The sequence below is a fragment of the Streptomyces montanus genome, assembly GCF_005786655.1.
In the GTDB taxonomy this organism is placed as follows: Bacteria; Actinomycetota; Actinomycetes; order Streptomycetales; family Streptomycetaceae; genus Streptomyces; species Streptomyces sporangiiformans.
On record NZ_VBZC01000016.1, the window covers coordinates 52,919 to 63,641 of the forward strand.

Consider the following 10,723-nt stretch of genomic DNA (forward strand, 5'->3'; position numbering starts at 1 on the left):
GAGAAGGTGTGCGCGGGCTCGTCAGACGGGCCGTCGTGCGGCGCCCACGAGGCTCAGGCCGTCGTCGAGGACCTTTGCCAGATCGGCGAGGTCGTCCGGGCCGGGATCCGTGAGCGGGGCGCGTACCGGGCCGACCGGGAGGCCGCGCAGCCGGGCGGCGGCCTTGACCAGTGAGACCGCGTAGCCCGGCACCCGGTCGCGCAGCTCGACCAAAGGCACGTAGAAGTCCCGCAGGAGCTTGTTCACACGCGCGTCGTCCCCGTCCCGCAGAGCGGTGAAGAAGGCGTTCGCGATTTCGGGCGCGAAGGCATGGACGGCCGACGAGTAGGCGGGAACACCCACCGTGGCGTAGGCGCGGGCCTGGATCTCGGCGGTGGAGGCTCCGTTGAAGAAGAGGAAACCGTCGGGCGCCGTGAGCGTGAGACGTTGCAGCCGGTCGAGGTCGCTGTGCCCGTCCTTGAGGCCGATGACGGTGGGGATGTCCGCGATCCGGCGCAGGCCGTCCGGCGTGAAGGCGACCTGGCCGCGCTGGTACGCGACGAGCGGCAACCGGGTGCCGGCGGCGATCCGGCGTACCTGCTCGACCAGACCGTCCTGCGGTGCCTGGACCAGGTAGTGCGGCAGGACCAACGCGGCGTCCGCGCCCGCCTCTTCCGCGATCCGGGCGAACCGGATCGCCTGCGCCCAGCCGTAGCCGATGCCCGCGACGACCGGCATGCGTCCGTCGGCGACCTCGACCGTGGCCGCGACGACCGCGCGGTACTCGTCCTCGTCCAGCGAGAAGAACTCCCCCGTCCCGCAGGCCGGGAACACCGCGCCCGGCGCCGTGGCCAACTGGGCCGTCACGTACGCCCGGTACGACTCCAGGTCGAAGCTGCCGTCGTCCCGAAAGCTCGTGAGCGGGAAGGACAGCACCCCGCCCGCCATACCGTCACGCATCCGTTGCGCAACGACTCCGGACTCCGCGCTGATCCGTGCCATGAACCCTGTCCTCATATGCAGATGGCGTCTATGTATGAGGATGGAGGCTAGGTCTATGAACGAGAAGGGGTCAATGGGTTCGACGACGCGGATTTACGACGGGCCAGCGCCGGAGAGCAGAGGGGCCCCTGAGTGAAGCCGACGCCCCGGAAGCCGCAGCGCGCCGATCCAGCAACGGTACGGATCCCTTGAGTTGGGCGTCGACGGCAAGACCGCAGGGACGCACGGTCGCAATATCTTCACGAAACCGGGCCGGGAACCCGATCCGTGAGGGCACCCGCGTGTTCTTGCCGTGCTCGCCTTTCCTGAAGCGTGACGGGCAGGTGAATTCAATCGAAAATCGCAGGTCGCTCCCGCTGTCTCCACCGTGAAAGGGCGGACGCACTTCTGTGCCGCAGGCAACCAAGCACCTGCCCTATGGGTCACGCATGGCGAAAGGATCCACAACTGCCTCATGGAGGTTATGTAATGTCCTCTCGCCTCGTCAGCCGCCGGGTGTTACGCGCTTTATCGGGTCTGACGCCGGTTCTCGGCATAGGGCTGGCCGTTCCGATCGCCCTGGCGGGCACGGCCGGCGCCGCGGAGCCGACGGCCACCGCCGCAGTGAACGAGTACGGCTGGCACCTCACCTACACAGCCGCCCCCGGCCAGGCCAACCAGGTGGCCATCACCCAGTCGTTCACCAGCGACCGCACCCAGTTCACCTATGTGATCGACGACGTCGTCCCGATCAACGCCGGGAACGGCTGCGGCTACCCCGACAGCGCGGACACCACCAAGATCTCCTGCACAGTCGAGGCCCCTGAGAGCCAGTCCCCGCTCGACTCCATGGAGATGGACCTCGGCGACGGCGACGACACCGTCTCCGTCGACAACGCAACCGACCAGATCTACTACTTCAACACCATCGAGCTCGGCGACGGCAACGACAAGGGGACCAGCGACACCGGCAGGCGAGTCGACGGCAGCAGCGTCCGGGGCGGCGCGGGCGACGACATCATCACGGTGGGCACGTTCGGGTACGCCGGGGGCGGTGACGGCGACGACACGGTCTACGCCAACGGCGAAGGCGGAGTCGTGAATGCCAACGCGGGCGACGACGTGATCCACGGCGGCGAGAGCGACCAGCTGCTGCGAGGCGACGACGGCGACGACACGGTCTACGGCGGGGACGGCGACGACGAGCTGTACGGCGGCAGGGGCAACGACATCCTGCACGGAAACGGCGGCGCTGACCGGATGTGGGGCAACAGCGGCGACGACGAGCTGTACGGCGGGCCCGGCACGGACACGCTCTCCGGCGGCCCGGGCAACAACATCGTCCGTCAGGACTGACGGTTCTCACCTGTCGCGCTCAGGCGAGTGGCTCCGTGGCATCCGGCCACGGAGCCTCCGCAAAAACCTGTTGGCGGCCCGCGGCGACCACTGCTAGCTTTCCGGAGGCCGTGCGAGAGAACGAGGAGGTGGTACCCGTGAACGAAGTATCGACATGGGTGCTCTCCTCCGGGGTCACGGTCGGGCGATAGGTCGTCCGGGAGCGCCGTTCGCGAGCTCTCCCGAAAGGCACGACCATGCGATTCACTTCCGAGAAGCGCCTCGACGACGGCGTCCTCGAACGCGAGTTCACCCTCGGCGAGATCCCCGGCACCCTGTGGACGCCTGGATCCGCCGCACCGGCCCCGCTGATCCTGATGGCCCACAACAACGGCCTGCCCAAGGCGGAACCCCGGCTGGTGGCCCGGGCCCGGTACACCGCGGCGCGCGGCTACGCGGTGGCCTCCATCGACGCCGCCGGGTGCGGTGACCGGCCCCGTTCCGCCGCCGACGAGCAGGCCCGCGCCGACCTCCGCCGGGCGATGCAGGCCGGCGAGCCGGTCGACGAGATCTTCGAGTCCTTCATCGGCCCGCTGGTCGAAAAGGCGGTCCCGGACTGGCGGACCACCCTGGACGCCCTCCTTTCGCTGCCCGAGATCGGCGGCCCGGTCGGGTACTCGGGGTGGACCGCCCTCGGCATCCGCCTTGCGGTGGCCGAGCCGCGCATCGCGGCTGCCGGTTTCTTCGCCGGGGGTTACGTGCCCCGCGCCCAGCGCGAGGAGGCCCGGCAGGTCACCATTCCGCTGCTGCTCCTGCTGCAGTGGGACGACGAAGGGAACCCCCGGCAGCGGGCCCTGGACCTGTTCGACGCCTTCGGCACCAAGGAGAAGACGCTGCACGCCAATCTGGGCGGACACACCGGCACCCCGTGGTTCGAGACGGACGACGGGAACCGGTTCTTCGGCCGGCACCTGAAGTGAGGCCGGGCCGTCAGGCCGGCAGCAGCCGGTAGGCGGTGTCGGCCAGGTTGCCGCTCATCGAGGACAGGTCCCGGCCCTCCTCGATGGCGGTGGCCGGCAGATGCACGACCGCCCCGATCGCGGCGGTACCGGCAGGCGTCGGCGATGTTCGTGGCGGGCGGGCGTCGAGGTCTTTGCCCACGACTGGTCCACTTTTCAACCGGCCTTGACAGCTGTTCCCCCGGCTTCGGCCTGGTGCTCGATGCGAGTTCCGAAATCCACCGATGAGTTCCGCAGGCTGGGCCGGTCTACCCCGGCGTACACCACCGAACCTCGGACTGGAGACCCACCATGACCACTCCCGCACACGCCGGCCGCATGCTGTTCGTGAACATCCCCGTGGCGGACATCGAGCGCAGCAAGGCGTTCTTCGCGCGGCTCGGGTTCAGCTACAACCCGATGTTCACCGACGAGACCGCCGCCTGCATGCTGGTCGGCGAGCAAGCCTCCGTCATGCTGCTCAGCCACGAGACGTTCGCGCAGTTCGCGAAGCTGCCGATGGCCGATCCCACCACGCACACGCTGGCGCTCTACTGCTTCAGCGTGTCAGCCCGCGATGAGGTTGACACGGTCGCTGAGGCTGCGCTCGCCGCCGGCGGCTCCGAGGCGGATGGCCCCGAGGACCACGGCTTCATGTACTCACGCAGCTTCTTCGACCTCGACGGCCACGGCTGGCAGGTCATGTGGATGGATCCGTCGAGCACCTCGGACAGCTCGACTTCCCGCACGCCCGCGAGAACGTGATCGGCCGCACCGCGCAGCCGGGGGCCGCAGACACGCTCAGGACACCTCGTTTTAAAAGTCCGGCACCGGTGGGATCGTTGCACCCGCCGACAGCAGTCTCTGCGCCAGCGCGCGACAGCGCCTTCCGAGCTCCGGAGGGTCGAGTATCTCGAAGTCGTGCCCCAGCAGGAGCACGTGCATGAGCACGGCGTCGAGGCTGGCGGCGCCACTGAGCACCTCGCAGAACTCGCTCCCGCGCCGTCGTACGACGGCCGCCGACGCCGGAATCTGCGTGCGCACCGTGTCGGCCGACGCGTGCACGAGGAAGCGCGCCTGGTGTGGGTAGACCCGGCTCGCCACACCCTCCTGCACGTACGTTGCCGCGTCGGGCGCCTCGCGCGGGCGGAAGCGCCAGGTCCGTGCGGACGCGTCGGTCATCCGGTCGACGCGGAAGCTGCGCCAGTCGTCACGATCGAGGTCGTAGGCGAGGAGGTACCAGCGCCGGTCGGAGGCGACCAGGCGGTAGGGCTCGACCCGCCGCCGTCGCACATCGCCCCCGGACGGGTAGTCGAAGCCGGCCTCGACCTCGTCGCGGCAGGCTCTGGCCAGCGTCATGAGCACCTCGGGGTCGACCGGCGTGCGGCCTCCGCCAAAGGACTCCACCGAGCCGGAGAGCGCGCGCACCTCATGCCGCAACCGGGTGGGCAGCACCTGGTCGAGCTTGGTCAGCGCCCGGAGCGCCGCGTCGCCGGCGCCGGCGACCACGCCACCCGCGCCGGCGAGCAGCGAGACCGCGGTGGCGATCGCCTCCTGGTCGTCGAGAAGCAGCGGCGGCAGGTCCTGCCCCGGGCCGAGTTGGTAGCCGCCGCCGACACCCTGGCTGGCATGCACTGGATAGCCAAGCGTGCGCAGCCGCTCGACATCACGCCGTACCGTGCGCGTCGTGACCCCGAGCCGGCCGGCGAGCTCGGGGCCGGTCCAGACCTGGCGCTGCTGCAGCAGCCCGAGCAGGGTGAGCACCCGCTCCGTCGTACCCCGCTCGTCCCCGCTCGCCACGTCCATGGCGCCCACCCTGCCAGAGATAGCGGACCGATCCTGTCCGCCAGAGATGTCACGGTGGCTCCATGGACGCAGACGAACTCGACTGGAACCGGACGCTGCGCGAGCAGTGGGAGGTCCACTGGAAACATCAGCTCCGAGCCCGGCTCGAGGGCCTCACCGACGACGAATACTTCTGGGCGCCGGTGCCGGACGCCTGGAGCATGCGGCCGCGCGGCAGCTCGACGGCGCCCGTGCAGTTCGGCGCTGGGGACTTCACGATGGACTACGCCTCCCCCCAGCCGATCCCCGCGGCCTTCACCACGATCGCCTGGCGACTCGGTCACGTCATCGTCGGCGTGCTCGCCGCGCGCAACGCGGCGCACTTCGGCGCGCCTGCGGCGTCGTACGAGACCTGGGAGTACGCCGGCAGCGCGGCCACCGCGCTCGACCAGCTCGAGACCCAGCTCGACGCCTGGCTGGCCGGGGTGCGCAGCCTCGGCGACGCCGGGCTCCGGGACCCTGTCGGTGAGAAGGAGCCCTTCCCCGAGATGCCCATGGCCGACCTGGTGCTGCACATCCACCGCGAGCTGATCCACCACCTGTCCGAGGTCTGCCTGCTGCGCGACCTCTACCTGCACACGAAACCCGCTACGAACGGAGTAACCCGATGAGCCGCCACATCCAAGTCACCTTCGACGCCCACGACCCGCGGGCGCTGTCGTCCTTCTGGCGCGACGCACTGGGCTACGTCCACCCCGGCCCGCCCGGAGTCGACCTGCCGGAGGGCGCCGACCCGCTGGCCGCGTGGGACGACTTCCTCGCGCGGATCGGCGTACCGGAGGAGCAGCGCAACACGAGATCGGCCATCGAGGACCCGGACGGGCACGGCCCACGGCTGTTCTTCCAGCAGGTACCGGAGGACAAGGTCGCCAAGAACCGCGTCCACCTCGATGTCCGCGCGGCTCCCGGACTGCAGGGAGAGGAGCGGATGGCGGCGCTGGAGGTCGAGTGCAACCGGCTCGTCGCGCTGGGAGCGACGCGGGTACGTCGCCACGAGCCCGCTCCCCCGATGAGCGCCGGCTTCATCGTGATGACCGACCCGGAGGGCAACGAGTTCTGCCTGGACTGACGCAGCTCAGCCGTAGTCGCGGAGCCGCGGCCGGTCTTGACCGCTGTACCGACATTTCTCGAAGCCGTCGGGACTCTGACGTGACCGCCCGCGGGTGTCAACCGGCTGCCCGCGTCCGACTGTTCCACTCCGCGATCACGGGTATCGCGACGCGGAGAAGGCCCACCTGACACGCGGGCCTGGGCCCGTCAACCGCCCAGGCCCGTCAACCGCCCCGCTCAGCCGCAGGCGCCGACGCCCGAGCCGTACTCATCCTCGATGAGGCCTTCCCATGCGACGCACAAGCCGCGCCCGTCGACGTAGACAGGTCCGGCGTAGGAGCGGAATTTGCCGTAATCCCGTACGGGCGTGGACTCGTGGCCGGTGACCTCGGCGAGTGTGACACCCATCGAGACCGGTGCGCCCGACGTGTTGCGGATGGTGACGGCGCAGTTCGAATGGTGTGACCATCGGCCCCACGCGCTGGTTGTGCCCCCGTGCGTCACCGTTCTGTCACTGCGCTGCCCGACTCGCCGTCGCGGCGGGCGTCCACGAAGGACAGCAGAAGAGGACCCGTCTGACACCCGGCCCGGCCCGTGGGACGCGCGGTGCCGGGCCGGAACCTTTTGTGCCACCTGGCCTTTGTACGCACCTAGTTGTTCCGGATGAACTGCTTGGCCAGCTCCTCGCCGAGCGTCACGGCCGCGCCGTGGCTCTCTATGGGGGAGACCTTCGAGTTCTTGAACAGGATGTACGTGACGCCGGAGTCGGTGCCGCCGTTCTCCGGGTCCGGATTGATGCCGAGCGCCTTGCCGGTGGCGTACGAGGCCTCGCCGATGATCTTCGTGGGTCCGGTGTCGCCGACGACCGCGTATTGGACCTGGTTGTTGTAGATCACCGCGACGACCCCGCCGCCCTTGATGCCCGCGGAGCTGTAGTTCCAGATGCTGCTGGAGCTGGGCACGACGACGTACGGCAGCGAGTCGGCCCTGAGCGGCTTGCCGTCCGACTGGTGGAACGCGGTGTCGTCCTGGTACCAGGGGTCGGTGTCCTCGTTGCACTTGGAGGTGCGCTGGCCGTCGCAGTCGATGTCCATGTCGGCCTTCCAGAAGACGGCGCCGTTCTTGCCGCACACCGGGATGGAGGCCGAGGTTCCGTCGTCGGTCCTGTACTTGCCGTTGGAGATCTGAGAACAGGACGTCACCTTGGCGAGCAGGTCGGCCGCGCTGACCGAACCCTCCTGCGCCGACGTGGGGTTGGCGGTGTCCGAGGCGGAACCCGAGGAGAAGCCGGAGGCGTTCGCCGGGAGCGCGGCGATGGCGAGGAGTGCGGCGCCGGCGGCTGCGGTGAGGGTCAGTGTTCGAGAGCGCACTGTGGGGGACCCTTCTGTTAGGAAAGTTTCCTTACCGGGTGCCGTACAAGGTGGACCGCCCCCGTGACCGCGTCAAGCCCCTTCGAGCGAGTCCATTTTGTCCGCTTTATTTGTCTGGACCAAGAAGCGCCAGCTCACAGCGGACGTACGGCAGGCCTGGCGCCGGGGCACTCCGCTGAACCTTGACCGAACCGTGGCGAGGAGGCCACGCAGTGCCCCGCCCGTCCACGGCGGGCCGGAGATTGGCCAGAAATGGATCCGACCTTATCGGTCCGGACCATTGACCGCGTCCGCCCATACCGGAACTCTATTGCACGCTGCTGAACCCAGTGCGCGCATGTGAACACCAGCTCCTGCCTGGGCCTCTTCAGGCCCCACACCCCTCACCTCTCGGGAAAGCGGGTACACACACATGAACGAGGCGGCGTACGACACCCAGCACACGGAACGGATCATTCAGGAGACATCGGAGGACACGGTCTGGAGGGTCCGCCAAGGGGCCGCGGCGCCGTGAAGTCCCCGATTTCCTCAGGGCGTTACGAAAGGAGGGCTGGCTCCGGTGAACGCCGATCCGCCCTGGACCCTGCTCGCCGAACTCACCCACGGCTGCCCGCTGCCGTGCGCGTACTGCTCCCACCCCGTCGAACTGATCAGTCGGTCAAAAGAGTTGAACGCCGAACAAGGGGAGGACGTGCTGTACCAGGCCGCTGACCTGGGTGTCGTCCAGACTCACCTCTCCGTCCAGCACGCGGATCCCAAGAAGTCCGAACGCATCGCCGGGGCACGGTCGTACACCGCGAAGGAGCCCGCCGCGAGCCTGATCCGCACGGCCGGGCTCCCCTTCGGGGCCGATGCCGTACTGCACCAGCGGGTCCGCGAAACGGTGCCCCGCGCACGCGAACTCTGGATCCCCGCCGCACCTGCGCCCTGCGCACCACCGACTTCGGCGGCTTCCGCTGCCAGGCGTACGCGCTGACCGGCGGAGCGACCGCGCCGCCCGGGTCTGCCGGCACTCGCCCGACCACCGCGCCGTACGCGATCTCGTCGATGAAGCCGCCGGGCCGCGTACGGACCTCGCCTACGCCTGTCGAGCTTATTCAGCCTGAGCCCGTCGACCCCACTGAGGTCGAGACCCTACCGAGAGGGAGGATCATGAGACGTCTGAGCGCCGCGCTGACGGCGGGCGTGCTGGCCACCGCCGGGCTGCTGACGGTCACCGCGACCGCCCCGGCAACTCCCCTGGAGCACACGGCCGTCGCGCGACCGGCCGCCGCCACCGACTGGTCCGTCGCCATGGTCGACTCGACGACGGCCCGCTACACGCCGAGCGCCATCGGCGGCTGGTCGTACCCCGTCGGCCTGTATCTCTACGGCCAGTACCTCACCTATCGGCGCACGCACGACACGCGCTATCTCTCGTACATCAAGAGCTATGTCGACCGCTTCGTGAAGAGCGACGGATCGATGGACCAGGGCTTCAACAGCCTCGACAGCATGCAGGCCGGACGGCTGCTGGTGATCCTGCACCGCGAGACCGGCGAGGACCGCTACCGCAAGGCGGCCAAGAAGATCCGCGACCGGCTCGACACCTTCCCGCGCACGTCCGACGGCGGCTTCTGGCACGCCGACACCAGCAGCCGCGCCCATCAGCTCTGGTCGGACGGCGTCTACATGGTGAACCCGTTCCTCATCGAGTACGGCAAGGAGTTCGGGGACTCGGCGTACGCGAACGACGAGGCCGCCAAGCAGCTGTACGTGTACGGCAGGCATCTCCAGGTCTCAGGCGGCCTGTTGAAGCACGCCTACGACGAGTCGAAGACCGCGAGCTGGGCCGACCCGAAAACCGGACGCGCCCCCGAGTCCTGGTGCAGGGCGGTCGGCTGGTACTCGATGGCGATCGTCAACGTACTGGACGCGCTGCCCGTGAACCACGTGCGTCGACCTCAACTCATCGGCATTCTGCGGAACTTGGCGAAAGGCCTGGAGAAGTACCAGGACCCGGCGACCGGCCGCTGGTTCCAGGTCATCGACAAGGGCAGCAGGAGCGACAACTGGACCGAGACCTCCTGCTCCAGCATGTTCACCTACGCCCTCTCGCGCGGCGCCCAGCAGGGCTACCTCGACGCGCACTACAAGTCCGTCGCCCAGCGCGGTTACGAGGGCGTCCTCGCCAAGATCTCGCTCGGCTCCGACGGGCGCACCAACCTCACCGATATCTCCATCGGCACCAACGTCGGCGACTACGCCTTCTACATCGCCCGGCCCCGGGAGACCAACGACTTCCACGGCCTCGGCGCCTTTCTGATCATGAACGAGCAGCTCAGAACACAAGCTCGGAACAAACCCACTCAGGACGAGGTGAGTCAGCCATGAGCACATCCCGAAGGACTCTGCTGGGCGCGGCGCTGGGCGCCACCGCAGGAGCCGCGGTCGGCGGCCTGCCTGCCACCACCGCACACGCCGCCTCCTGGCAGCAGAAGTGGGCACCGTCGGCGAGCAGCGACAAGCTCGGCGCCTTCGAGACCATCGAGGACGACCGAGCCGACTCGCACCCCGCCGGCTCCCCGCACATCTACGCCACCGGGAACAACTGGCGCTTCAACATGCACACCGTCGACCGGGACACCTCGACCGACCGCCAGCGCCACGAGGTCACCGGCCTGCGCAACGGCAGCGGCAGCAACTACCTCAAGTGGACCGAGGGCCAGACCTGGCGGGTCACGTACTCGATGTACATCCCCAGCTCCCTGAAAGCGACCACCACCTTCACCCACATCATGCAGATGAAGCAGCCCGGTGCCGGAAGCTCGCCGATCGTCGTCCAGTCGCTGCGCCGGGTGAACGGCGTGCAGACCATCGAGCTGAAGCTGTTCGAGGACGACATCCTCGTTGGCCGTACCGACCTGGAGCCGCTGCACAACAAATGGATCGACGTCGACTTCCAGATCAAGGTCGGCAACGGCTCGGCGGGCTCGGTCCGCTGGATCCTCAAGAACGGCTCGACCACCGTCATCGACAAGTCGAAGACCGGCGTCGACACCTTCCTCGCCGACCGCGTCCGCCCGAAGTGGGGCATCTACCGCTCCCTCGGCGACACCTCGGGGTCCCTGCAGGACTGCTACCTCCTGCTCAGCAATCTGCGCGGCTACCAACTCGTGTAAGGAG

At 68.7% G+C, this 10,723-nt stretch carries 13 protein-coding genes; 8 read left to right on the top strand and 5 right to left on the bottom strand.

All coding sequences use genetic code 11. The features are described from left to right. Positions 1 to 21: 21 nt before the first annotated feature. Positions 22 to 981, bottom strand: coding sequence for a 5-dehydro-4-deoxyglucarate dehydratase (locus FE633_RS16540; protein ID WP_138045917.1), 960 nt, complete (start codon positions 979 to 981; stop codon positions 22 to 24). 468 nt (positions 982 to 1,449) lie between these two features. Here FE633_RS16540 and FE633_RS16545 point away from each other — a divergent pair, with 468 nt between their 5' ends. Beyond that, complete coding sequence (locus FE633_RS16545; protein ID WP_171059973.1) at positions 1,450 to 2,316, top strand: calcium-binding protein; 867 nt, start codon at positions 1,450 to 1,452, stop codon at positions 2,314 to 2,316. Between the two features lie 236 nt (positions 2,317 to 2,552). Continuing rightward, entirely contained in the window at positions 2,553 to 3,275 is a 723-nt protein-coding gene (locus tag FE633_RS16550; RefSeq protein ID WP_138045918.1) for a dienelactone hydrolase family protein, read from the top strand. A 10-nt stretch (positions 3,276 to 3,285) separates the two neighbouring features. Here FE633_RS16550 and FE633_RS47210 read toward each other — a convergent pair whose 3' ends face one another. After that, on the bottom strand, positions 3,286 to 3,456 hold the full coding sequence (locus tag FE633_RS47210; RefSeq protein ID WP_171059974.1) for a hypothetical protein: 171 nt from the start codon (positions 3,454 to 3,456) through the stop codon (positions 3,286 to 3,288). 149 nt (positions 3,457 to 3,605) lie between these two features. Between FE633_RS47210 and FE633_RS16555 the strand changes: the two genes are divergently transcribed. Beyond that, positions 3,606 to 4,058, top strand: coding sequence for a VOC family protein (locus tag FE633_RS16555; protein WP_171059975.1), 453 nt, complete (start codon positions 3,606 to 3,608; stop codon positions 4,056 to 4,058). 51 nt (positions 4,059 to 4,109) lie between these two features. On the opposite strand, the gene FE633_RS16560 is transcribed toward FE633_RS16555, so the two are convergent. Then, positions 4,110 to 5,099 carry a helix-turn-helix transcriptional regulator gene (locus FE633_RS16560; RefSeq protein ID WP_138045919.1) on the bottom strand — a complete coding sequence of 330 codons (990 nt, stop codon included), beginning with the start codon at positions 5,097 to 5,099 and terminating at the stop codon, positions 4,110 to 4,112. Positions 5,100 to 5,161: 62 nt separating this feature from the next. Here FE633_RS16560 and FE633_RS16565 point away from each other — a divergent pair, with 62 nt between their 5' ends. Both FE633_RS16565 and FE633_RS16570 read left to right on the top strand, forming a co-directional pair. After that, on the top strand, positions 5,162 to 5,749 hold the full coding sequence (locus FE633_RS16565; protein ID WP_138045920.1) for a DinB family protein: 588 nt from the start codon (positions 5,162 to 5,164) through the stop codon (positions 5,747 to 5,749). Next, positions 5,746 to 6,207, top strand: a complete 462-nt coding sequence (locus FE633_RS16570; protein ID WP_138045921.1) for a VOC family protein — start codon at positions 5,746 to 5,748, stop codon at positions 6,205 to 6,207. Before FE633_RS16565 ends, FE633_RS16570 begins: the two co-directional genes overlap by 4 nt. Before the next feature lie 218 nt (positions 6,208 to 6,425). Here FE633_RS16570 and FE633_RS47215 read toward each other — a convergent pair whose 3' ends face one another. After that, the gene (locus FE633_RS47215) at positions 6,426 to 6,596 is read right to left on the bottom strand and encodes a hypothetical protein (RefSeq protein ID WP_171059976.1); all 171 of its coding nucleotides are present in this window, start codon (positions 6,594 to 6,596) and stop codon (positions 6,426 to 6,428) included. Between the two features lie 242 nt (positions 6,597 to 6,838). Further along, a complete protein-coding gene (locus FE633_RS16575; protein WP_138045922.1) occupies positions 6,839 to 7,558 on the bottom strand; it encodes a glycoside hydrolase family 75 protein in 720 nt (239 codons plus the stop codon). A 559-nt stretch (positions 7,559 to 8,117) separates the two neighbouring features. Between FE633_RS16575 and FE633_RS16580 the strand changes: the two genes are divergently transcribed. The 3 genes from FE633_RS16580 to FE633_RS16590 all read left to right on the top strand — a co-directional run bounded on the left by FE633_RS16580 (position 8,118) and on the right by FE633_RS16590 (position 10,719). After that, positions 8,118 to 8,534, top strand: coding sequence for a hypothetical protein (locus FE633_RS16580; protein ID WP_246113656.1), 417 nt, complete (start codon positions 8,118 to 8,120; stop codon positions 8,532 to 8,534). A gap of 176 nt (positions 8,535 to 8,710) precedes the next feature. Beyond that, on the top strand, positions 8,711 to 9,931 hold the full coding sequence (locus tag FE633_RS16585) for a glycoside hydrolase family 88/105 protein (RefSeq protein ID WP_138045923.1): 1,221 nt from the start codon (positions 8,711 to 8,713) through the stop codon (positions 9,929 to 9,931). After that, entirely contained in the window at positions 9,928 to 10,719 is a 792-nt protein-coding gene (locus tag FE633_RS16590; protein ID WP_138045924.1) for a polysaccharide lyase family protein, read from the top strand. Before FE633_RS16585 ends, FE633_RS16590 begins: the two co-directional genes overlap by 4 nt. Positions 10,720 to 10,723 lie beyond the last annotated feature (4 nt).

Coding starts and splice junctions, on each gene's coding strand:
- FE633_RS16540 (WP_138045917.1), bottom strand. CDS start 981: ATGGCACGGATCAGCGCGGAGTCCGGAGTCGTTGCGCAACGGATGCGT.
- FE633_RS16545 (WP_171059973.1), top strand. CDS start 1,450: ATGTCCTCTCGCCTCGTCAGCCGCCGGGTGTTACGCGCTTTATCGGGT.
- FE633_RS16550 (WP_138045918.1), top strand. CDS start 2,553: ATGCGATTCACTTCCGAGAAGCGCCTCGACGACGGCGTCCTCGAACGC.
- FE633_RS16555 (WP_171059975.1), top strand. CDS start 3,606: ATGACCACTCCCGCACACGCCGGCCGCATGCTGTTCGTGAACATCCCC.
- FE633_RS16560 (WP_138045919.1), bottom strand. CDS start 5,099: ATGGACGTGGCGAGCGGGGACGAGCGGGGTACGACGGAGCGGGTGCTC.
- FE633_RS16565 (WP_138045920.1), top strand. CDS start 5,162: ATGGACGCAGACGAACTCGACTGGAACCGGACGCTGCGCGAGCAGTGG.
- FE633_RS16570 (WP_138045921.1), top strand. CDS start 5,746: ATGAGCCGCCACATCCAAGTCACCTTCGACGCCCACGACCCGCGGGCG.
- FE633_RS47215 (WP_171059976.1), bottom strand. CDS start 6,596: ATGGGTGTCACACTCGCCGAGGTCACCGGCCACGAGTCCACGCCCGTA.
- FE633_RS16585 (WP_138045923.1), top strand. CDS start 8,711: ATGAGACGTCTGAGCGCCGCGCTGACGGCGGGCGTGCTGGCCACCGCC.
- FE633_RS16590 (WP_138045924.1), top strand. CDS start 9,928: ATGAGCACATCCCGAAGGACTCTGCTGGGCGCGGCGCTGGGCGCCACC.